Source organism: Pseudoalteromonas sp. AWM4_233, from assembly GCF_056158285.1.
The window spans coordinates 2825508-2847422 of sequence record NZ_JBSWSZ010000001.1; the positions used below are offsets into that span (position 1 = coordinate 2825508).

The 21915-nt window shown below is 41.6% G+C and carries 20 protein-coding genes; 7 read left to right on the top strand and 13 right to left on the bottom strand.

Annotated features, from left to right (window positions below; all coding sequences use genetic code 11):
- Nucleotides 1-52 precede the first annotated feature (52 nt).
- From rplS to ACXAC4_RS12595, 5 genes are all read right to left on the bottom strand, one after another.
- Nucleotides 53-412, bottom strand: coding sequence for a 50S ribosomal protein L19 (gene rplS / locus ACXAC4_RS12575; RefSeq protein WP_058030692.1), 360 nt, complete (start codon nt 410-412; stop codon nt 53-55).
- Between the two features lie 33 nt (nt 413-445).
- A complete protein-coding gene (gene trmD, locus ACXAC4_RS12580) occupies nt 446-1213 on the bottom strand; it encodes a tRNA (guanosine(37)-N1)-methyltransferase TrmD (RefSeq protein ID WP_475162088.1) in 768 nt (255 codons plus the stop codon).
- A complete protein-coding gene (gene rimM / locus ACXAC4_RS12585) occupies nt 1214-1747 on the bottom strand; it encodes a ribosome maturation factor RimM (RefSeq protein WP_058030694.1) in 534 nt (177 codons plus the stop codon).
- A gap of 17 nt (nt 1748-1764) precedes the next feature.
- A complete protein-coding gene (rpsP, locus tag ACXAC4_RS12590; protein WP_130255275.1) occupies nt 1765-2013 on the bottom strand; it encodes a 30S ribosomal protein S16 in 249 nt (82 codons plus the stop codon).
- A gap of 233 nt (nt 2014-2246) precedes the next feature.
- Nucleotides 2247-4364: a TonB-dependent hemoglobin/transferrin/lactoferrin family receptor gene (locus ACXAC4_RS12595; protein WP_475162095.1), complete on the bottom strand. Its 2118-nt coding sequence runs from the start codon at nt 4362-4364 to the stop codon at nt 2247-2249.
- A gap of 189 nt (nt 4365-4553) precedes the next feature.
- On the opposite strand from ACXAC4_RS12595, the gene ACXAC4_RS12600 reads away from it, so the two are divergent.
- From ACXAC4_RS12600 to ACXAC4_RS12615, 4 genes are read left to right on the top strand one after another with little or no spacing between them, the layout of a single operon-like run.
- On the top strand, nt 4554-5408 hold the full coding sequence (locus ACXAC4_RS12600; RefSeq protein ID WP_475162100.1) for a heme/hemin ABC transporter substrate-binding protein: 855 nt from the start codon (nt 4554-4556) through the stop codon (nt 5406-5408).
- Nucleotides 5405-6454 (top strand): FecCD family ABC transporter permease, encoded by a 1050-nt coding sequence (locus ACXAC4_RS12605; RefSeq protein WP_475162105.1) that lies wholly within the window; start codon nt 5405-5407, stop codon nt 6452-6454. Before ACXAC4_RS12600 ends, ACXAC4_RS12605 begins: the two co-directional genes overlap by 4 nt.
- Entirely contained in the window at nt 6447-7244 is a 798-nt protein-coding gene (locus tag ACXAC4_RS12610; RefSeq protein ID WP_475162107.1) for a heme ABC transporter ATP-binding protein, read from the top strand. Before ACXAC4_RS12605 ends, ACXAC4_RS12610 begins: the two co-directional genes overlap by 8 nt.
- Nucleotides 7237-7974, top strand: coding sequence for a HugZ family pyridoxamine 5'-phosphate oxidase (locus ACXAC4_RS12615; protein ID WP_475162108.1), 738 nt, complete (start codon nt 7237-7239; stop codon nt 7972-7974). Before ACXAC4_RS12610 ends, ACXAC4_RS12615 begins: the two co-directional genes overlap by 8 nt.
- An 80-nt stretch (nt 7975-8054) precedes the next feature.
- Here ACXAC4_RS12615 and ffh read toward each other — a convergent pair whose 3' ends face one another.
- Nucleotides 8055-9431, bottom strand: a complete 1377-nt coding sequence (gene ffh / locus ACXAC4_RS12620; RefSeq protein ID WP_058030699.1) for a signal recognition particle protein — start codon at nt 9429-9431, stop codon at nt 8055-8057.
- A gap of 167 nt (nt 9432-9598) precedes the next feature.
- Here ffh and ACXAC4_RS12625 point away from each other — a divergent pair, with 167 nt between their 5' ends.
- Nucleotides 9599-10405 carry a cytochrome C assembly family protein gene (locus ACXAC4_RS12625; RefSeq protein ID WP_475162113.1) on the top strand — a complete coding sequence of 269 codons (807 nt, stop codon included), beginning with the start codon at nt 9599-9601 and terminating at the stop codon, nt 10403-10405.
- A gap of 61 nt (nt 10406-10466) precedes the next feature.
- Nucleotides 10467-11744, top strand: a complete 1278-nt coding sequence (locus ACXAC4_RS12630) for an HlyC/CorC family transporter (RefSeq protein ID WP_475162115.1) — start codon at nt 10467-10469, stop codon at nt 11742-11744.
- A 409-nt stretch (nt 11745-12153) separates the two neighbouring features.
- On the opposite strand, the gene ACXAC4_RS12635 is transcribed toward ACXAC4_RS12630, so the two are convergent.
- The 4 genes from ACXAC4_RS12635 to ACXAC4_RS12650 form a co-directional block, all read right to left on the bottom strand.
- The gene (locus tag ACXAC4_RS12635; protein WP_475162118.1) at nt 12154-13107 is read right to left on the bottom strand and encodes a hypothetical protein; all 954 of its coding nucleotides are present in this window, start codon (nt 13105-13107) and stop codon (nt 12154-12156) included.
- 382 nt (nt 13108-13489) lie between these two features.
- On the bottom strand, nt 13490-14107 hold the full coding sequence (locus ACXAC4_RS12640) for a transglycosylase SLT domain-containing protein (protein ID WP_421963232.1): 618 nt from the start codon (nt 14105-14107) through the stop codon (nt 13490-13492).
- Nucleotides 14108-14222: 115 nt separating this feature from the next.
- Nucleotides 14223-15800 carry a glutamate--cysteine ligase gene (gshA, locus tag ACXAC4_RS12645; protein WP_475162125.1) on the bottom strand — a complete coding sequence of 526 codons (1578 nt, stop codon included), beginning with the start codon at nt 15798-15800 and terminating at the stop codon, nt 14223-14225.
- Nucleotides 15801-15871: 71 nt separating this feature from the next.
- Nucleotides 15872-16810, bottom strand: coding sequence for an NADP-dependent oxidoreductase (locus ACXAC4_RS12650; RefSeq protein ID WP_475162128.1), 939 nt, complete (start codon nt 16808-16810; stop codon nt 15872-15874).
- Nucleotides 16811-16889: 79 nt separating this feature from the next.
- Here ACXAC4_RS12650 and ACXAC4_RS12655 point away from each other — a divergent pair, with 79 nt between their 5' ends.
- Complete coding sequence (locus ACXAC4_RS12655) at nt 16890-18437, top strand: methyl-accepting chemotaxis protein (protein WP_475162131.1); 1548 nt, start codon at nt 16890-16892, stop codon at nt 18435-18437.
- A 139-nt stretch (nt 18438-18576) separates the two neighbouring features.
- Here ACXAC4_RS12655 and ACXAC4_RS12660 read toward each other — a convergent pair whose 3' ends face one another.
- The 3 genes from ACXAC4_RS12660 to ACXAC4_RS12670 all read right to left on the bottom strand — a co-directional run bounded on the left by ACXAC4_RS12660 (nt 18577) and on the right by ACXAC4_RS12670 (nt 21910).
- Nucleotides 18577-19434: a tetratricopeptide repeat protein gene (locus tag ACXAC4_RS12660; protein ID WP_475162135.1), complete on the bottom strand. Its 858-nt coding sequence runs from the start codon at nt 19432-19434 to the stop codon at nt 18577-18579.
- 55 nt (nt 19435-19489) lie between these two features.
- A complete protein-coding gene (locus ACXAC4_RS12665; protein ID WP_475162136.1) occupies nt 19490-21436 on the bottom strand; it encodes a DNA topoisomerase III in 1947 nt (648 codons plus the stop codon).
- 129 nt (nt 21437-21565) lie between these two features.
- Nucleotides 21566-21910, bottom strand: coding sequence for a 4a-hydroxytetrahydrobiopterin dehydratase (locus ACXAC4_RS12670; protein WP_130255287.1), 345 nt, complete (start codon nt 21908-21910; stop codon nt 21566-21568).
- Nucleotides 21911-21915: the final 5 nt, after the last annotated feature.

Here is a 21915-nt window from a genome sequence, read left to right on the forward strand (position 1 = left end):
AACAGGCCACTTAAAGAGTGGCCTGTTTTTAAAGCGTAGTAAAACGCGCGTATTAGTTAAGTTTTTCTTTAATACGTGCTGATTTACCTGAACGCTCACGTAGGTAGTAAAGCTTAGCGCGACGAACTGCACCGCGACGCTTAACTGTGATGCTATCTACTAGTGGGCTGTGCGTTTGGAATACACGCTCAACACCTTCACCGCTCGAGATTTTACGAACTGTGAAAGCTGAGTGTAGACCACGGTTACGCTTAGCGATAACAACACCTTCAAAGGCCTGTAGACGCTCTTTGTTACCTTCTTTAACGCGTACCTGTACAACAACTGTATCACCAGCGCCGAACGCAGGTACGTCTTGCTTAAGCTGTTCAGCTTCAAGCTCTTTAATAATATTTTGGTTTACTTTTGCCATTTTATTTCTCACATTCCTAGGTGTAACTGTCTTCTAGCCACAAGCATGTTCATGTTCTCGCTGAAATTCAGCAAGTAACATGGCTTGCTCCTCAGTCAGAGCTAGGTTACGCAACAAGTCAGGACGTCTAAGCCAAGTTCTGCCTAATGACTGCTTAAGCCGCCATTTGGCTATCTCTTTATGGTTTCCGCTGAGTAATACAGCAGGCACCTGCTTGCCATCCAATGTTTCTGGCCGTGTATAATGAGGACAATCTAACAAGCCATCCGAAAAGGAGTCTTGCTCAGCTGATTGGTTGTGACCTAAAACACCAGGCACCAAACGCGCGACTGCGTCGATTAGTGTCATGGCTGGTAGTTCACCACCACTGAGAATAAAATCGCCGATGGACCATTCTTCGTCTACATAAGACTCGATGATCCGCTCATCAATACCTTCATAACGACCCGCAACTAATATCAGTTTTTCTGATGCAGCCAATTCAGCTGCACCTTGCTGATCTAGTTTTCGCCCTTGAGGGGACATATAAATTACTTTGGCGTTTTCTCCTGCTGCCGCTTTGGCATCAAGAATAGCTTGTTTTAATGGGTTAACCATCATCAACATGCCCGGACCGCCACCATAAGGTCTGTCATCTACGGTTCTATGCTTATCAGTTGCATAGTCTCGTGGATTCCAACTGTTAAACTCGATTAAACCGTTTTTAACAGCGCGTCCCGTTACGCCTTGTTGGGTAATCGCATCAAACATTTCGGGAAACAGTGAAATAACACCGACCCATAATGGTTTTTGCTGGCTCATTTAAAAGCCTGGATCCCAGTCTACAGTAATTACTTTTTCTTCATGATTAACACCCTTGATAACTGAATCAGTTAAAAACGGAATTAATCGTTCTGATTGGCCAAACGCATCTTTCTTATTTGCTTTCACAACTAAAACGTCGTTTGAACCAGTCTCCATCAAGTCATCGACTGTGCCTAAGTTATAACCTTTATCAGTTACAACAGACATGCCGATAAGATCTCGCCAATAGAACTCACCTTCAGGGAGTTCAGGAAGTTGCGCTGAATCAACTGAGATTTCCACATTGGTCAAAGCCATTGCTTCGTCTCGGTCGTTTACTTGCGCAAACTTGGCGATAAAGCCCTTGTTGTGGCGACGCCAGTCACTCACTTCAAGAGATTGCCATTTACCTTGTTGCCCTATCAACCATGGGCTGAATTCGAAGATCCCTTGGGGATCATCAGTAAATGAATGCACCTTAAGCCAGCCCTTAATACCATAAGGGGCACCAAGCTTACCTACTACAATAATCGAGGTGTTTTCTTGACTCATGGTTACACTTACGCCTATTAAGCCGCTTTACGAGCGTCTTTAACTAACTTAGCTACGCGATCTGAAAGAGATGCGCCTTGACCTACCCAGTGATCAACACGTGATAAATCTAAACGTAATTTCTCTTCTTGACCCGCAGCGATTGGGTTAAAGAAACCTACTTTCTCGATGAAACGACCGTCACGTGAGAAACGGCTATCCGCAACCACGATTTGATAGAATGGACGCTTTTTAGCGCCGCCACGTTGCAAACGAATAGTTACCATACCGTCCTCAATTAGTTGACTGTTTTCATTAATAAGATTTGCTTCCCAATTTGGGAAGCTGGGGAATTGTACGAGTTTTTTTCAACAATGCAAGTTTGTTTTGGATTTTATTGTATTAAGCACGATCCCTGTAATTGCTTGGTAGTTGAAAAGCTTAATAAATTTGTCATACGAGCAAAAAACGGATGTGAAAACTCACATCCGTTTTTTAAGCCTAGTAACGTCGGCTCGCCTTAAAATGTCATTTTTGCATTGAGAGCAAAGTTTCTTCCTGGCTGCGTAAACTGTGTTAAATCTGCGTCTGCTGCTTGTCCTGCAACACTTTCATAAGGAATATATGCTTTATCAAATAAATTGAATATGCCGGCATTCAGCTTCACTACACCAAAGTCATAATCAGCAAATAAATCAACAGTCCCCCACCCTGATGTTTGAACCATGTCGTTATTTGGTACCTTTGTCATGCGCTTGGCAAACTTAAATGCTCCCGTAACTGACCAATCGCCTTGTTCATAACGTGCTTTCACAAAGCCATTTAGCGGACTAATTGAATTTAAGTACTCATTGGTTTCTTTATCTTTACCATTTATAAAAGTAAGGCCTGTATCAAATGAGACATTATCGTTAACCCACACTGTATAAGTTGTCTCAAGCCCTTTTATTTCGACCTCACTAATATTTTGATATTGGTAATACGTTTTTGGTGGCATGTTTGGAATGGTACTTGGCTCCACACGCACAATCTTATTGCCTATGAAGTCCTCAAATTTTGTATTGAACATGGTAATAGTAAAACCATGTGATTCAAAATCACCTTTAACGCCAAACTCAACACTGTCACTGGTTTCAGGATTTAAATCTGAATTTGGTAAAATCTGGTAAAACGGTTCAACACCATGGCTTTGATATGCAAGGTCATGCGGTGGGATTTTAAAACCTCGAGCGTATTGCGCGACAAGATTAAGATTGTCAGAAAAAGAATAAACTAAACCAAATTTTGGTGATAACGCCGTTTCAGTAATATCAGAAAACTCAGCCCCCTCATACAAGGCATCTTTTTTCGGCGTCATGTCATATCTATCTACACGAATACCAGCATTAAGATCTAAAGAATCAGGTATAAGCGTGATGTTGTCCTGAACAAATATCCCGAGCATACTTGTATCTGCACCAGGGAAAGTTTTCTGCCCTACTTTATCAAGTAGTTTGTTCCCTTGCGCATCAAGTCGTGTTTTATATCGTGGTCTAGCTGTCTCGTAACTATCGTAATCGAAACCATAAACGAATTGGTGGTTTAGCCCCGCTACTTCTAAGTTTTTATCCAGTACAACTCGAGCTCCCAAAATAGACTGCTCGAAGCGATAGTCATTGTAATCGGTATAAGGACCAGTTCTACTGCGACTGCCGTCATTTGCGCGTAGTTGGTCGCTCTTCTGCTCAAAGTTGGTGTAATAGACTTGTGCCTTTAAATTATCGTAAAAAGCAGACGCACTCGCGCTATCAAATGCTAAAGACACAGATAGTCTTTCATTCTGATCCGTTGTCTCATTAATTGTGGCTGCTATAACTTGCTTTGTTTCTTGGTCAAAAAAGTCAACCGTTGCCATTAAACGCTCGTTATCTGAAATATCAAATTCTGATTTGATCAATACAGCATTCGAGGTGTAATCAAAGCCTGGCAGGTTTTCTTGGTAGTTTTGCGCTTCTTTTCCATCTCTTCTCGTTAATTGAATCGATGTCGCATTCATCTCACCTACTTTCTGAGCATACGTAGCAGAAAAGCTCTTTTCAGAATTAACGCCATAATAACCTAACCCTAATTGCGCATATGCGGTGTCATTCGCCAAATAATCTGATGGGTCTTTGGTTGAGATAACAACAATACCGCCAAGCGCATCAGAACCATATAAAGAGGACGCGGCACCTTTGGCAACTTCAATTTGTTGAACATTATCGATATCAAAGTATCCACGGCCAATAAGTAAGCCAGCTCCACCTACATAAGCATCGTTTACACGACGGCCATCTTTGATATATACCACACGGTTTCCACCGATACCTCGAATATTGAGCGCTTGAGCTTCACCTGTAGAGCCCGATGTTGTAATCCCTGTTTGATACTTAAATGCGGTATTTAAGTCCACTGCCAACTCACGTTCAATTTCTTGTTCAGTAACGACATTCACTGAGCCCGCAACATCAACCAGTTTTTGCTCAATTCGAGAGCCCGATACAACAATAACTTCACTTTGCTTTTCAAACTGAGCTTCTTCAGCCACAGTGAAAAACGAACATGATGCAGTTAATACAGCCGCGGTAATACTGATCGAAATGGGTGTCTTCTTAAACATTTTTTTACCTCAAACAGGAAGAACGAATCAATTTCGAGAGCACTATAATCACATTTTAAATTGATCACAAATGATAATTGTTTTTATTATTATATAGATTTTAAAGATTCTGATAGGTATCATCAGCAAACGAGGATGAAATAACATAGAGGGATTTAGCAATTTGCTCATAAAGCCAAGGCTATGGCTATGAGTGCTATGAAAATTTATAAACAAGAGAAAACAATGAAACACATTATTTCTATTGGTTTACTACTTTTAACCATTAGCTTTAATAGCTCAGCACAAAGAATTGTAACTGCAGGTGGCACCATCACAGATATAGTCTATGCACTTGGCGCTGGAGAGAAAGTGGTCGCTGTTGATACATCAAGTACTTGGCCACCTAAAGCAGTTGCTCTACCTAAAGTAGGCTACTATCGAGATCTGGCTGCCGAAGGCGTTTTATCAAAACAGCCAACAATTATACTGGCCTTAGAAGGCACAGGTCGCCCCGAAGTACTTACGCAATTAAAGAGTACTGGTGTTGCACTCAAGCTTTATAACAAACCTAAACATGTAGATGGGCTTTTTCAATTAATCAATCAAGTCGCCGCTGATTTAAACCAACAAGAAAGCGCGCAAAAGCTTATCGCACAACTAAAAAAAACATTGCCAGCCAAAGCCCCCATTTCTGAATCTAAAGCATTATTTATTCTTTCAGCTGGTGAGCGAGGGTTAATGGTCGCAGGCAAAGAAACGGTGCCTGATTTACTTTTTAGTTATACAGGCGTGCGTAACCTCGCTCAACATAAGGGCTTTAAACCTTTTAACCGCGAATCTTTAGTAGTGAGTAACCCTGATTTCTTGGTGGCACCTAGCCATGTTGTAAATGGCGCGGGCGGCGCTGAAAAGTTTTGCCAACAGGCTGCACTTGCGTTAATTCCAGCAGCAAAAGCATGTCGGCTACTTATTATGGACTCCTTAATGGCACTGGGTATGACAACACGCTTACCAGAAGCTATCGCAACATTAAATGAATTTCACCTTAAAAATGTACTATGACCACTCTTGCGCTTCCTACACTTCACTCTAACCAGCACTTAAAGTGGTATTGGCTCAGTGCCATCTCACTCTTTTTCTTGGCTTGGCTTTCATTAAGCACAGGACCAGTGGGTTGGGATTGGAAAATGCCAATTGCATGGTTAATGCCCGATAGTTTTGTAACCGACATCAACACATTACAACTTAGCGTAGTATCGCAAATTCGCTTGCCAAGGCTTGTTCTGGCCATTCTGATCGGCTCGGTTTTAGCTTGCAGTGGGGCCGCTACGCAAGCCTTATGTAGAAACCCACTCGCAGATCCGAGTTTAATGGGGGTGACTGGCGGTGCGGCTGTCGCAGCGATTGCCGTCATTGCACTCGCACCAAAGGTCAGTTTCATTAATGAAGCCATGATTGCGCCAGCTGCATTTGTCGGGGCGTTGACGATTACCAGTATTATTTACCGCCTGGCAAACCACCAAGGACAAGTACAAATAACAACCCTATTACTCGCCGGCGTTGCCATCAATGCGATAGCCATGGCGATAATTGGACTCTTTAGTTTCTTTGCCGATGACAGTGCACTGCGATTGATGACGTATTGGCAAATGGGTTCTCTGGGTGGTGCGAGCTGGTCAGCCATTACCTATGGTGCACCACTTATTATAGTGAGCACACTCTGTTTGCTTATGAAAAAAAGACAAATTAATGCCCTTATGCTGGGCGAACGTGACGCAAGACATTTGGGTGTCAATGTAAAACGTCTGAAAACAGAAGTCGTCTTTTTCGTAGCACTCGGCGTTGGCGGTGCTGTTGCTATGGGTGGCATGATTGGTTTTGTTGGGCTGGTAGTGCCGCATATCGCAAGACTACTAGTTGGCCCAGACCTAAGAAAAATGCTGCCACTGAGTATGCTGCTGGGTTGTTTGTTAATGCTACTGGCTGATTGGATAGCACGCTTAATTGTTGCCCCGTCTGAATTACCAATCGGCATTGTGACCGCATTATTTGGCGCACCTTTTTTCATCTACCAATTAATTAAACAAAAACGAGGTATGCATGCTTGAATGTCATAACCTTAATGTTACACGCGGCAATAAGCATATTATTAAGAACTTGTCGTTTAACGCAAAGCAAGGCGAATTTATTGTATTACTGGGTGAAAATGGCGCCGGAAAATCAACACTATTGAGTGCAATTTGTGATGATTTATCTTTTACTGGTCAGGTGACTTTATACAATCAACTGTTATCTGACTTTGACCCAAATACGTTGGCAAAACAAAGAGCGATGCTATTGCAAAATAATCGCGTCAATTTTGCGTTTAGTGCAGCCGAATTGATTGCCATGGGCCGCTACCCGTATCAAGAAAGTACCAAAGAGCAGGCCGATACCGTAAGTCAAATCATTGAGATGCTCTCTTTGGCTCATTTAGCAAATAGAGATATCACTGTTTTATCGGGTGGAGAGTTTCAACGGGTGCAATTTGCACGATGCTTGGCGCAACTCAATGCACATAAAACGGATACCAAAGGCAAACTCATGTTGCTTGACGAACCGACCTCTGCATTAGATTTACACCATCAACATTGTACGTTAGGTAAAGCGAAAGCGTTTGCACAGCAAGGTAATACCGTCATTGCTGTATTGCATGACTTGAACCTTGCGTCATTATATGCGGATAGGGTTTTATTACTGCACGATGGATATATTCATCAAGATGGTAGTCCGCAACATGTCCTTAAAACAGACATACTACAACCTATATATAGAGCTGGCATGCAAATTAACCAACATCCCAGCTTTTCAATTCCTATGATTTTTTCAGAACCTCTTACAGGAGCCCAAAATGCGTGAACAGGCAGCTTTTGAAGCACGCACTTTAGTCAGACAGTCACATGTTTGTGTGATCTCAACAATTTCAAAAAACCTGCAAGGTTATCCTTTTGGGTCTGTATCGCCATTCATGACAGACAATCAAGGTAGGCTTATTTTTTATATTGCAGGAATTGCGCAACACTCACGAAATTTAAGTGAAGACAGTAGAATGTGTGCCACTGTGTTTGATGCTGCAGAGCAAGGTGATCAGAATGCTCATGCCCGCGTTACCGTGGTCGGTGATGCAGCCCCAGTACCAAAAGAAGAATCTGAATTGCTACTGGCAAGATACGAACGACAATATCCAGAAGCCATATCGTACCGACAAGCCCATGATTTTCAGCTTTGGAGAATGGAAGTAAAGCGTGTTCGCTACATCGGGGGCTTTGGCCACATCTTCTGGATTGAACAAAATGAATGGCAACTAGAAACGCCACAATTTTCGCTTGAAGACGAAGCTCGTATGGTTGAGCACATGAATGAAGATCATCGCGATGCCAATCAACTCATTCTTAAGCTCATACATAATATTGAAGCCGATGATGTTGTGATGACAACGCTCGTATCGGATGGCTGTTATCTAAGAGCTAATGAGAAAAACTATTTCATTCAATTTGAAACGCCATGCCATGATGGTATGTCAGTGCGTAAAGAGCTAGTGAGATTAACAAAAGCAGCAAGATCACAAGCAGAGGCTGTAAGCGCTTAGTTAGCGTCTTGTAAACTTAAAACAAAAAAGGAAGCGCCTCTCGGTTGCTTCCTTTTTTAATATAATTTGCAAATTATAAATTAAAACTTCGGGCCACCACCCATCATGCCAGGTGGCATCATGTTTTTCATGTTGCGCATCATTTTCATCATGCCGCCTTTGCCCTTCATCTTCTTCATCATCTTTTGCATCTGGGTAAATTGCTTAAGCAGTTTATTGACGTCTTGTACCTGAGTACCAGAACCGGCTGCAATACGCTTTTTACGAGACCCTTTGATTAAGTCAGGACGAGCACGCTCTTTCGGTGTCATTGAGTTGATGATTGCTTCCATTTGATTGAAAGTTTTGTCACCCACCTGATCTTTAACTGCATCTGGTAGGTTAGACATACCAGGTAGCTTATCAAGCATCCCCATCATGCCACCCATGTTCTTCATTTGACGCAGTTGCTCTGCAAAATCTTCTAACGTGAAGCCGTCACCTTTAAAGACCTTTTCAGCAACTTTTGCTGCTTTGTCTTTATCGACTTTCATTTCAACTTCTTCGATTAATGAAAGTACGTCACCCATGCCTAGAATACGTGAAGCAACACGATCTGGGTGGAAAGGTTCAAGTGCATCAGTGCGCTCACCCACACCGATAAACTTAATTGGTTTACCCGTAATATGACGAATTGATAATGCCGCACCACCGCGCGCATCACCATCGGTCTTAGTCAGAATCACACCGGTTAGTGGTAATGCTTCGTCAAACGCTTTTGCAGTGTTCGCCGCATCTTGACCCGTCATAGAGTCAACAACGAATAAGGTTTCAACTGGGTTAATTGCTGCATGAAGATCTTTGATCTCGTCCATCATGTCGCTATCTACGTGCAAACGACCTGCTGTATCGACAATTACAACATCAATGAATTTCTTCTTCGCATGGCTTATCGCATTGGTAGCGATATCAACTGGCTTCTGTGAAATATCACTTGGGAAAAACTCAACATCCACTTCGTTAGCTAACGTCTCAAGCTGTTTAATCGCCGCTGGACGATAAACGTCAGCACTCACCACAAGTACCGATTTCTTTTTGCGCTCTTTTAAGAACTTAGACAGTTTACCAACACTGGTGGTTTTACCCGCACCTTGTAAACCCGCCATCATTAATACCGCTGGCGGCTGCGCAGCTAGGTTAAGCTCTTCATTGGCTTCACCCATGGCTTTTTCAAGTTCTTCACGCACTATTTTAATGAAGACTTGACCCGGGCTTAAGCTCTTCGTTACTTCAACACCAACCGCACGTTCCTTTACTTGTTTAACAAACTCACGAACAACCGGTAATGCAACATCAGCCTCAAGCAGTGCCATACGCACTTCACGGAGGGTTTCTTTAATATTGTCTTCGGTAAGTCGGCCGCGGCCACTGATGTTTTTTAACGTTTTACCTAAGCGTTCTTGGAGATTTTCAAACATGTATTAGGTTCCAATAAGTCGTAATTGAGCGCATTATACTGATATGCAGGCGAGTAATACAGTATTCAAGTAAAGACAAAGTTTCTTTTTATAACCTCTTTGCAAGAACGGTGGCATAAAATACAATAGCCTATAACAAGGATTCTAACATCTGGACTACATTTAACATGTTGATCATTAGCCTGTCTTTACTTGCCAGCCTTTTATATGTTCTAGCAACAGGGCATGTACTGTCACGCCTATTTCATAAAGAAGGGCCGAGCCAAAAACTAACGGTTCTGCTCAGCACAGGCGCTATATTGGCGCATATGTTAGTGTTAGTAAATTCAGTTTTCACCCATGATGGGCAAGATTTAAGCACTGTTAATGTCGCTATGTTAACTTGCTGGGTAATTGTCGTGAGCGTCACGACTGTATCACTAAAGTTCCCTGCTACTCTTTTACTCCCTGTAGTCTATGGCTTTGCTGCTATTTTATTAATCGCCAGCTTATTTATCCCCCATCATATTATTATGCAAAGTATTAATGTGGATTTAGGGCTAGTTGTACATATTTCGCTGTCACTACTTGCTTACTGTATTTTGATTATTGCTACACTCTATGCTGTGCAATTCTTCTATATAGACAAACGTCTTAAAGAAAAAGACCTTGCTATTATGAACAGTCATCTACCGCCACTTATGTTGGTTGAAAGACAACTTTACCAACTGCTTACTGTGGGCACAGGTATTTTTACATTGGCGCTCATGTCTGGGTTTATCTTTCTGGAGGGTATGTTTGCTAAAGAAGTCATCCACAAAACAGTTTTGTCTATTATCGCTTGGTTAGTTTTTGCAACTGTAACCCTAGGTCATCACCGCTTTGGCTGGCGTGGTAAACCCGTTGTTTTTGCTATTTTAGGCGCCTCAGGACTAGTCACATTGGCCTACTTTGGTAGCAGATTTATACAAGAAGTGATTCTAGTAAAGTTTTAACTTGACTCAGTACTTTCAGTAACGCTTAATACCTATTCAATATTAGAAAAGGGATCCTCTTTTGGACGACATATCAACCGGTACGCTCTTTGCGATTTTGGGCTTACTTATTTTGCTCTCAGCTTATTTCTCAAGCTCAGAGACAGGCATGATGTCGATAAACAAATATCGACTAAGACACTTAGAAAAAGAAAATCATAAAGGTGCGAAGCGTGTAAGTAGCTTACTACAACGTCCTGATAGATTAATTGGTGTCATCCTAATTGGTAATAATCTCGTTAATATTGCTGCCGCTACAGTTGCTGCCATTATTACAGAAAGGTACTTCGGCGATGTTTGGGGTCCTCTTGTCAATACGATAGCGCTCACATTCGTAATTCTAATCTTTGCTGAGGTTACTCCAAAAACACTTGCAGCATTACATCCAGAAAAAGTTGCCTTTCCTAGTTCTGTAATATTGAAAGGTCTCTTAAAGTTGATGTTCCCATTTGTAATTGGATTAAACTGGATCACCAATGGCATTCTTAAACTGTTTGGTATTTCAAACCAAGACATTGAAGAGCACAGTTTAAGTAAAGAAGAGCTTAAAACCGTGGTAAATGAGTCCAGTGCATTATTACCAAGCAATCACCAAAACATGCTGACGTCTATTCTCGATTTAGATCATGTTACGGTTGAAGACATCATGATCCCACGAAACGAAATTAATGCCATTGACATTAATGACGACTGGAAAGACATCGCCAAACATTTAACCAATGCACAACACACTCGCGTATTATTGTATCGTGACCAGATTGACGATGCCGTTGGCTTTATTCACTCTCGTGATGCATTGCGTCTTCTTACTAAAGAGCAGTTCGATAAGCCGTCTCTATTACGTGCAGTGCGTGAAATTTACTATATTCCTGAAGGCACCTCATTAAATACCCAGCTTTTAAAGTTCCAACAAAGTAAAGAGCGTATTGGTTTGGTTGTAGATGAATATGGTGACATTCAAGGCTTGGTCACACTTGAAGATATCTTAGAGGAAGTGGTTGGTGACTTCACTACCACACAAACTCGCGCACCGAGTGAAGAAGTTGACGTACAGTCTGACGGCTCAGTATTGGTTGATGGAACTGCAAACATTCGAGATATCAATAAAGAAATGAATTGGGAGTTACCAACAGAGGGCCCTAAAACACTGAGTGGTTTGATCGTTGAGTACTTAGAAGATATTCCGCAAACCTCTTTGGGTATGCGTATAGCTGGATACCCAATAGAGATCATTGAAATAAAAGAAAATATGATAAAGCAGGTTAAGGTGTTTCCTCAAAAAAGAGACAACAGCAAGTAACAATAGCCATTATTGAAAAGCCGAATTTCTGTAAATTCGGCTTTTACTTTTGTTGTGTTTGAGTTCAATCCCAAAGAAGGTTTTTTGTGTGATACAAGAAAATCTATTTATCTATCAGAATGTAGTCTTATCCTATTAACTTTAATATTCTCAAACTTGTGTTTTTAAGTGCGGAGTGAACGTCTCAGAATGGTGTTCTGAACAGTTGCCATCTTAGCCCTGAGCAGTTTATAAGACAGCGATTATTATGTTCATTCTCTAATTTCACCATCATGAAGGCTATCGATAAACATTCAGTAACCATATCGAATGATAAATTAACAGGAATCATTTCATATAAAAAATACAATAAATTACTATCTATTTCCTATAAATAAAGCCTGAATTAAAGCATTTTTTACTCTATTTTTTATTGTTCATTAGGGTAAAGCGTGCCATTTTTATGAATTTCTGCCAGCCAATCATCAAACATACTATTCGCCTCTATTAACTCTTCCTCTGAGAGTTGAGAGTACTGTCGTTGCTCAAACCAAGCATAACGATTATACAGTTCATTATTATTTGTGATCTCCATTATTAAACGATCAAGTGTGTACGATTTTACTAAGCTTAAGCTGTTATCGCCAATTTGCTGTGAACGATATAAATCCGATAATTTAATTAACGCCTTTTCACTACCATGCTTTGATGCTTGTTCTAAATAGCTGACTTTTTGTTGATTGAATTTATCTCGTAACTGGATAAATTCATCCCTAGGCAGACCCTCCAACCCCTGTGAATGCATGTAAAACTTAGCGGTAAGACCTGTAAACATTTGTTGTGCAGCGACAGAGCCCTGCTTTGCTGCATCTTCAAGGTAAAAGTAAAACTGCCGGCGTTGGTCTTGATTAATCGCCTCACAGTAATCGAACTGCGCGAGTGTATTATCAATCGCCTCACTGGCATCAGAGTAACTTGCCTGAGTTTCTAACTTCGCTTGCAATGCAAAATCGTCAATCGGTGCAAAAAAACAATACCTTAAATTTTTAGCAAGAATGTATTTTGCATCAATATCACCTTGATCCGCCATATTTTTTAAACGATTAAAATGCGCTTTGAATTGTCCTGTCTGCTTCCAGCGAACAGGTATAACGGTTTCTAATTGACCACTACTAACATGTAAATCATTTATCGCATGACTTGAAACATCTTGCTGCGGCAACTTATCAGCTATGATTGCCTTAGTGGCCGTAGCGCTGATTGATTCAGGTTCTGAAGTGACTTTCAACGCAGAGCTCGATACTGACGGTTGGATCAAAAGGCGACTGTAGTAACCCACAGTAAGCAATATGAATATTAGAATAAGAGATAACCAAGAACGCATGATGATTTAAGCCATTATTGATAACTAGAACGTACTTCTTTCATGTCCAAGTACAACCAAACTATACGAACCACAAACCTCTCCTTCAAAAACCATCATCCGTGAGTTACCGAACACAAAAAACAAAATATCTCAGGCATAAAGCCCATATAAAATAGTAAACCAATCGCTGATAATGACTGCACTTAACTATCAGTATTGAGGTAATAAACTTGGTGGAATTCGAAAATAAATAAACAAGAAAAACCCGCTCCGCTTTCAATTCGAGAAAACAATACACAGGCTAATACCCAAACAATACTCGTTACTTATCTTGTAAAAATGGATCAGCTTTGATTAAAAGTACTTTACTAAAAGTGCTCGTTAACACACTTTAAATTTATCATGAAAACAAACGCTCAAACCAAGACTTATCTAATTCAGCTTCACATCTTTTTAATTGCGCCCCATAGCGCCCTGCACGATGCTTTACTTTATTTGCTACAGCCATCAGCCATTTTTTCTTTCGATAAGTACCACGTTTATACCCACCCCACCCTTCGTGATAATTTAAGTATTGGGCGTAGGCATCCCATTTAGAAATACCATTTACTTTGTGGGTTTTATTAACAAACCAAGCCATGAAATCAATGGCATCCTCGAAATCGTCTCTATCTGCGCCTGAATTACCCGTTTCGCGAATATAGTCTTGCCATGTAGGTGTTTTAGCTTGTGAGTAACCATAGGCAGAGCTTGCTCGGCCAATTGGAATAAATCCTAAAAAGTATTCCATTGGTGGCGCGGCATCGTGTCTAAACGAGCTTTCTTGATACATCATTGCCATTAACACATGTTTAGGCGACCCCCACTTATCTTGAGCATCGCGGGCATCATAATACCAATCTTCTTTTTCTTCGAAGATCTTACAAATATTATCAGGTTGTTTAGGAGGCGCCGTTGCGCAACCGCTCAAAACCGCGGCGAAAGATAGGGTAAGAAAACTTTTTTTAATTTTTTTCATTTTTTGGTGAACTTATTTAAATTCTATAAGTCAGAGCATATGAATACAGTGGTTTAGCATTGTTTCATCCCTGATTTAATATTTGCGCAGCTAATTTAGCTGCGCTTTTTTTTGCCTAGGCATTAGCAAAATAATCATCTAAGAACGCCACAAAAGTCAAATCATCTTCTGCCTCTTTTTGCTGCTGTGCTTCGTGAGAAGCGACAGCATCAGCATCGAGACTTGAGTTTGAGTAGGTTACAAATGTCTGAGACTGATGCGCTAACTTATACTCATTAGCCAACTCAATTGCATAGCTACCGCCATCTTGTTGGTTTTGTTTAAGCTGAGATAAGAACTGACCTGATAGTGTCTTATTCGGATCAGAAATGCATTCACGCCATAATTTGATTGCACTCAGGTACACATTTGAGCCATTTGCTTTGTCCATATACTGAGCCACATAAACTAACTCTGCAAAAATCTCGTCTGCCCATTTTTGTAAAGAAACAGGTGAACCGTCACGTTGCAGCTCAAGGTCCGACTTACGGCCGAAGTTCACCACAGCTTGTAAATTGGCTTCTGTTGACCTTTGATCTTCACAGCTTAATGCTGGCGCGTCTTTAAGCAGACAATAAGTTAAAAACACATCCAAGAAATGAATTTGCTCTAAGCTGATCCCCGTCTGTGAAAAAGGATTAACATCTAAAGCGCGGATCTCGACATATTCAATGCCTGCTCTTGCTAAAGCTTGAGTCGGAGTCTCACCGCTTTGTGCATTACGCTTTGGTCTGATCGGCGAGTAGAACTCATTTTCGATTTGCAGAATGTTTTTATTTAGCTGCTGTGGCGTTTCTGCTTTATAGTCAGCTAAATTACCATACAAGTCAGAGTGACAGCCAATTGCTTCGCGTAAGCCCACAATATACTCATCTAAATTGTTATACGTGACTTTTAAAGACGATTGAGCACTGTTGGTATACCCTAAATCACCTAGTCGTAATGCTGTGCCATGCTCTAAGTAAAGCGTGCCTTCACCCAAAGTCTCAAACGGAAGGTCACTTTTATTGCCCTGCAAGAATGATTTACACAGCGCAGGAGAAGCGCCAAACAGGTAACTGATTAACCATAGCTCACGTTTAAAGTTTCGAATAAGGCCTAAGTATTTCTCTGAAATAAAAGCTTGTTTCTCAGCTGTGCTTTGCTCAATTTTTTGTAAGCTGTCCCACAAGGTATCTGGGAAGGAAATATTAAAATGAACACCGGCAATAGCCTGCATCATGCTACCGTAACGGTTTTTTAGACCTTCACGATACAGGGTTTTCATTTTACCTATGTTCGACTCACCAAAATATGCCAAGGCAATGTCATCTTGATTTTCGATGAAGCAAGGCATACTCATAGGCCACAAGAGCTCATCGCCCATTTTACTCAAGGTGTATTTCTGTAAATCTTGCAGTTGCGCTAACGTCTCTTTAGGGTCTTCACTGACTGGGGTAATAAACTCGAGTAATGATTCTGAAAAGTCAGTGGTGATATGCGAGTTCGTTAATGGATGCCCAGCGTCTTGTGGATGAGGCGTTTTGGCAATAGAGCCATTCGGGTTGATCCTTAATGCTTCTCGCTCAATACCACGCTTGATGCCCTTAATGGCTTGCTGGTGTTCTGCTGTAGAGAGTGCTTCTAAGCGAGTCTTTAATTCTGGTGTATTCAAAAAATTATCCTCAAGCCAATAGGCAATGTTCAATCAATGGGGGCACATCCCCAATACTCAAGCAATATTTATTAACTATGACTAATAATTATCTTGCCAGCATGCTGCCCCGCTTCCATGTATTCATGCGCTTGCTGGATGTCTTGCAACGCAAAAGTCGAATCGACATGGATAAATAAATCGCCACCACGATACGCAGTCATCAATTCATTTAGATCAGCTTTGTTCTTTTCTACCACAATACCAGAGACCGTTATGTCACTTTGCTGTGCAGCTGAAACGATCTGCTGGGCACTGATGGTGGGTACAGTCACTACTTCACTGCCTGAGTTTAAATTCGCGACCATTCTTTCGCCGATTTCACCACCGACTAAATCGAGTAGTTGTGCTTGGCGCTTTTGTGAAAAGAATGTCTCATAATCAACAACCTTTACAGCTAACTTTTGTAACAGTTCATGTGAAGGGCGATTACTTACTGCAATCACTTTTTTACCTTGTATTTGAGCCAGTTGGATTGCTAAATGACCCACACCACCAGTAGGTGCATTAATGTAAAGGGTTGATTGTAAGCTTGAAAACTTTTTCAGAGCCTGTATTGCGGTTAAACCTGCTAAACATAGACCTGCGACTTCTGATTTTTGTTGCACATCAAATGCAATTAATTCGTTTGCTTCAGCAATCACATAATCAGCGTAACAGCCCGGCTGTTTGGCAAACCCCACCATACCTGCGACAAATTGACCCACTTGCAGGTCAGTGACTTGAGCGCCACACTGCTCAACAACACCGTATACGTCATAACCTAAAGATAAAAATTCATCAGCTTCTTTTGCTTGAGCAACAAAACCTAAACCTGCACGCGTTTTCAAATCGATAGGGTTAATTGCACTGCTATGCACTTTAATAAGTACTTGAGTGTCATTTAACTCAGGTAGAACACATGTTTTTGCCTGAATTTTATCCGCAGCACCGAACTCATCTATTCCATATTTTATTGCTTGCACAGGCATACTATATTCCTACTATTACACAAAGCATTATAGTCTTATAATCTAACACAGTTTTACACTGATCCCTATGGAGAAAATCATGCGTCGTGGCCAGTCAATTATCAATGAAGAAGTCACCTTTGATGACTCGCAACAACTTGTCTCTACTACCGATTTACGCGGTGTCACTACGTATGCAAATGCAGCATTTTGTGCCGTTTCAGGGTTTAGTGCCGAAGAGCTAGTAGGGAAAAACCACAATATTGTACGCCATCCAGATATGCCAAAAGCGGCGTTTAAAGAGCTTTGGGATAAATTAGAACAAGGCCACTCTTGGCGTGGGGTGGTAAAAAACCGCTGTAAAGACGGTCGCTATTACTGGGTAGACGCATTTGTTACACCTATTTTTGAGCATGGCCAGCTCGTTGGCTATCAATCGGTGAGAGTTAAGCCTTCTGAACAACTTAAGAAAAGAGCACAATCGCTTTATGATGCAATAAACCAAGGTAAAAAGGTTTGGCACTGGCGTGAGCAAATTGCACTGCGACAAACCCTTTCAACGATTATTGCATTATTGCTTACCCTTGCTTGCTTTGTTTTTGCTGGTTGGCAACTCGGTGTTGCGGCTATTATCACCATGCTGGCAATTTTGTTCATTAACTATGATGAACTGCTAGTGGTGCCTGCCAAGCTCAAATTACAGCAACAGCAATTCGATTCAGTCTCGCGTTACGTTTACTGCGAAGCGACACCTTTTTCTATCGCAGAATTTAATCTAGGTATGCTACAAGCCAAGCTTCGAACGGTTTTAGGCCGAATGCAAGATTCAGCGTCTACTTTCAAAAATATCGCAACCGGACTTGATGAAAAGTCTTCCAATACAGAAAAAGGCATTGAAGCGCAAAGTGAGCGCTTGCGTTCAATGGCTGCAGCGATGTCACAAATGAGCCAAACTATCGGTGAAATTTCAAACAACACGGCCGATACCGCCAACAAAGTCGATAGTACGCAGCATCATTGTTTAGAAATTAAAAATACCATGCTAGAAAACGTTGATATGGTCAGCTCACTTGCCACGCAAGTGGATGAAGCCGCGCAAACAGCAAATTCACTGGCACAAGAAGCCGATAAGATTGGCCAAGTCATGACTGAAATCGAAGGTATTGCAGAGCAAACGAACTTATTAGCATTGAATGCAGCGATTGAGGCTGCTCGAGCTGGTGAGCATGGCCGAGGGTTTGCTGTGGTTGCCGATGAAGTTCGCGCTCTGTCATCTCGTACACAAAGTGCCACCAGCCATATTTACGCATCAATCAAAGAGATACAAGATACTTTGTATAAATGGTCAGAAGTGATGCAAAGTACCAAAGACCGAGCATCTAACTGCGCCGATGCAAGCCAAACCAGCCAGCAGGCCTTAGAAGTGATTTTTGATCAGATCAGTGAAATTGCCAATGCTGCGCAAGGTATTTCAACTGCAGCAGAGCAACAACAGATGGTGAGTGTGGAGATTAACGACAACATCACCACCATCACCCATCACGGCAGCGAGAATTTAACCCTAAGTTATAAAGTCGCGGAAGATGCAGCGAAACTGGTCGAAAGTGCAAACAAAATATCTGGTTTGTTACTGACGTTTAAAGTTTAAAAATTAAGATAAAAAGACGCGATATATAATCGCTGCTACCATCTCAATAACTCAGTAGCACCGACTTTATGTAGGGCTCTTACAACAAAAAATGGCAGCTAAATCAGCTGCCATTTTTGTGCTCATAACATACTTACGATTAATATAATAAGCTATATAATTTTCTACGATATGTACCAGCCAAAGCATCGCCATCTGGTAGGCTCGCAATCAAATCTAGGTAATCTTTTTTCGCAGTACCAAAATTTAAGTCTTTTCTTAGCACAGATAATAATAACTCTAGCGCTTGCTCTTTCTTACCAGCTTCTGCCAATAGCGCAGCGAGTTGTGCTTTTAACTCTTTGTTTTCAGGGTCCGCATCTAATTGACTAGTAAGAGCAATGATCTCAGGAGATTCCTGCGCACTTTGTGCGGCATTTAATTTGGCTTGCAGATTTTGGTAATACGGATCGCGCTCAGTTTCGACAACACTATCAAGTAACGCCTGACCATCTTCAAACTTTTGAATTTGAATGCAGATATCAGCCAGTACCAGTTTCACACGGGTATTTTCTGGGTCAATCGCATAGGCTTGCTTGGCATAGTTAAACGCCGCATTTTGATCGTCATTTGCTAGCGCTTGTTTTGCTTGCTCAAGTAATAATACTTCAGGACTTGGTAAATGCTCAGCGAGTGCCTCTTTAATTTCAGCATCGCTTTGAGGACCTGGTAATACGCCAACTGGCGCGCCATTTTTCAATAACACAATCGTTGGTAACGCTTGTAGTCCTACTTGCTGTGCTAATTGAGATGCCAACGCTTGTTGTGTATCACAATCGACTGTTGCAACTAGTAAGTGCTCTTTGTAGCTTTGTGCAAGCGCAGACAAAATATTCGCTTGTTCAATGCACTCAGGTTGCTGCGCACTGAAGAACGTCATTAGAACCAGTTTATCGGTACTTTGTTCAGCCAGAACCTGCTGGATATTTTCAGGTGTTAATTGAATTTGGTTGTCCATAATTCACTTCTTAAATCTATGTATTATTCACTATATTGCGACTCTTCTCGCTTTTTCAAGCCTTGCTTTTCGCCCGAGGAGATTTAGCACTGCTTTTACTTTTACTCGCACTGCGCTTACCCTTTTTAAAACGCTTAAAACTGGCTTTGCCCTTACCTGCTAACCCTTGGAAACTCGCAATTTGTGTGTCTTGTAATAAGCGATTTAAATGCACTTCAACTGAGCCCATAAACTGATTATACGATTGAGACTTTTGATAGATCTGCTCAAGAGATTGCTCCCAAACAGCGGTCATATCAGGGCGCCCGACACTTTCTGGCAACGCTTTTATCACGCTTTGCCCAATTTCGGAAGAGTGAATGGCTTTGCCTTTACGTTGTAAATATTGTCTTTTAAAGAGAAGTTCAATGATCCCCGCACGCGTCGCTTCTGTGCCTATACCATCGGTCTCTTTCAATATTTTTTTAATCTCTGGGTCGGTCACATACCGGGCTATTCCCGTCATGGCTGCGAGTAATGTTGCATCAGTGAAGTGCTTTGGTGGCGACGTATGCTTTTCTATAACCTGTGCATCAACGCACTGCACTTGCTCACCTTTTTGCAGCATTGGCAACTGAGTAAGCTTAGTCTCGCCTTTTTCTTGCTTGTTAAATAAGACTTCCCAGCCTTTATCAATCAGACTTTTAAATTTAGAGGTAAATAGCCCACCTTGAATAAGCGTATGGATCTCACGCTCAGCGTAAACGCTTGGCTCAAAAAATTGCGCTAAGTAGTGCCTTGCGATCAGGTAATAAACGTTTTGCTCATTTTGATTCAGCGCGCCGCTCGACTTTTTTGAGGTCGGAATAATCGCATGGTGCGCTCCGACTTTGCTGTCGTTCCAAGCTGATGACTTTATCTCTAAATTCGCTTTGCCTGTAAAAGCGCTTAGTTTATCGCTAATGGCATTAATGGCGCCCACTACTGAGCTGCGCTCTTTGTAATGATCTTTTGGTAAATAACGGCAATCTGATCTGGGATAAGTGATCAGCTTATGCCTTTCATACAAACTCTGACAGGTATCAAGTACCAACTGGGCGTTCATGCCAAATACTTTGGCCGCTTCTATTTGTAGAGTCGATAAACTATGCGGCAAAGGGCGCGACTTTTTACTTTGGGTGCTTTTATCTTTGCTCACTTCACCCGGTTGGTTTTTAACTCTGCCCGCCACATTTTCAGCTAAGCCTTTGACCAGCACGCGACCTTCTTCATCCATATAAGGCTGACAGGCTTCGCTTGGTTGCCATTTACCAACATAGCTCGCACCGGCTTGGGTATTTAACTGCGCTTCGACTTCATAAAACGGTTTTGAAACAAAGTTCGCAATTTCCCAATCACGGTATACAACCAAACCCAATACCGGCGTCTGCACTCGACCAATAGATAACACCCCTTGATAACCCGCTTGTTGCCCTTTGATGGTACTCATGCGTGTCATATTAATACCGTAAAGCCAATCGGCACGAGCACGAGACAGCGCTGAAACAGACAGCGATAAAAAATCGAGGTTAGATTTGAGGTTATTGATGGCCTGTTTGACTGCTGAGGGGTTTAAATCGCTTATCAGACAACGAAGTGTTTGCTCTTTTTGTGCTTTAGTGGCACCGCAAAAGTTAATCATCTCGTCGATTAAAAGCTGCCCTTCTCGGTCTGGATCGCCCGCGTTGACAATGGTTTTAGCCGATTTAATTAACTTTTTAACGGTATTAAATTGCTTTTTGGTTTTACTTTTTGCTACTAGCTGCCATTGTTCAGGCACGATGGGCAGATCGGCAATCGCCCATTTTTTAAATTTAGGGTCGTACGCCTCAGGCTCAGCCTGCTCTAATAAATGGCCTATACACCAAGTAACAATATCGCCGTTCGCCGCTTCAATAAAGCCATCGTTATTTTTATGAGGTTTAGGTAACGCATTGGCAATGGCTCTGCCTAATGACGGTTTTTCAGCGATATAGAGTTTCATTGTTAGATTTATATACTGTATAAATTAACAGTTATGATAGAGCAATGTCGCGCTAAGTGCCAGAGTTTAAGTTTCAGCCATAAAAAAGCGCCCATAAAAGGCGCTTTGGTTAAATGATATGTTGAAGTCTTATAGAGCGTTGAAAACGTCGTCTGTTTTCGCTGCACATACAAAATCGTTCTTATGCAGGCCTTTGATAGAGTGGCTCCACCAAGTGATTGTCACTTTGCCCCACTCTGTTAGAAGACCAGGGTGATGACCTTCTTCTTCAGCCATGTCGCCCACTTTGTTAGTGAACTCTAATGCCTGCTTGAAGTTTTTGAACTTGAATACACGCTCAAGTTGCATGATGCCATCACGCACTTCTGGAACCCAATCAGGGATCTGCTTAATTAATACTGCTAACTCTTCATCTGACACTTTAGGCGCATCAGCACGACACGCTTCACATTTTTGTGCACTTAAATCAGACATTACAA

Bases quoted from the DNA above. Each gene is read 5' to 3' on its own strand.
- rplS (WP_058030692.1), bottom strand. From the start codon at position 412: ATGGCAAAAGTAAACCAAAATATTATTAAAGAGCTTGAAGCTGAACAG.
- ACXAC4_RS12670 (WP_130255287.1), bottom strand. From the start codon at position 21,910: ATGTCTGATTTAAGTGCACAAAAATGTGAAGCGTGTCGTGCTGATGCG.
- ACXAC4_RS12595 (WP_475162095.1), bottom strand. From the start codon at position 4,364: ATGTTTAAGAAGACACCCATTTCGATCAGTATTACCGCGGCTGTATTA.
- ACXAC4_RS12650 (WP_475162128.1), bottom strand. From the start codon at position 16,810: ATGCCTGTGCAAGCAATAAAATATGGAATAGATGAGTTCGGTGCTGCG.
- ACXAC4_RS12600 (WP_475162100.1), top strand. From the start codon at position 4,554: ATGAGTGCTATGAAAATTTATAAACAAGAGAAAACAATGAAACACATT.
- ACXAC4_RS12665 (WP_475162136.1), bottom strand. From the start codon at position 21,436: ATGAAACTCTATATCGCTGAAAAACCGTCATTAGGCAGAGCCATTGCC.
- ACXAC4_RS12635 (WP_475162118.1), bottom strand. From the start codon at position 13,107: ATGCGTTCTTGGTTATCTCTTATTCTAATATTCATATTGCTTACTGTG.
- ACXAC4_RS12625 (WP_475162113.1), top strand. From the start codon at position 9,599: ATGTTGATCATTAGCCTGTCTTTACTTGCCAGCCTTTTATATGTTCTA.
- ACXAC4_RS12655 (WP_475162131.1), top strand. From the start codon at position 16,890: ATGCGTCGTGGCCAGTCAATTATCAATGAAGAAGTCACCTTTGATGAC.
- rimM (WP_058030694.1), bottom strand. From the start codon at position 1,747: ATGAGTCAAGAAAACACCTCGATTATTGTAGTAGGTAAGCTTGGTGCC.
- ACXAC4_RS12660 (WP_475162135.1), bottom strand. From the start codon at position 19,434: ATGGACAACCAAATTCAATTAACACCTGAAAATATCCAGCAGGTTCTG.
- ACXAC4_RS12605 (WP_475162105.1), top strand. From the start codon at position 5,405: ATGACCACTCTTGCGCTTCCTACACTTCACTCTAACCAGCACTTAAAG.
- trmD (WP_475162088.1), bottom strand. From the start codon at position 1,213: ATGAGCCAGCAAAAACCATTATGGGTCGGTGTTATTTCACTGTTTCCC.
- ACXAC4_RS12610 (WP_475162107.1), top strand. From the start codon at position 6,447: ATGCTTGAATGTCATAACCTTAATGTTACACGCGGCAATAAGCATATT.
- ACXAC4_RS12640 (WP_421963232.1), bottom strand. From the start codon at position 14,107: ATGAAAAAAATTAAAAAAAGTTTTCTTACCCTATCTTTCGCCGCGGTT.
- rpsP (WP_130255275.1), bottom strand. From the start codon at position 2,013: ATGGTAACTATTCGTTTGCAACGTGGCGGCGCTAAAAAGCGTCCATTC.
- ACXAC4_RS12615 (WP_475162108.1), top strand. From the start codon at position 7,237: ATGCGTGAACAGGCAGCTTTTGAAGCACGCACTTTAGTCAGACAGTCA.
- ffh (WP_058030699.1), bottom strand. From the start codon at position 9,431: ATGTTTGAAAATCTCCAAGAACGCTTAGGTAAAACGTTAAAAAACATC.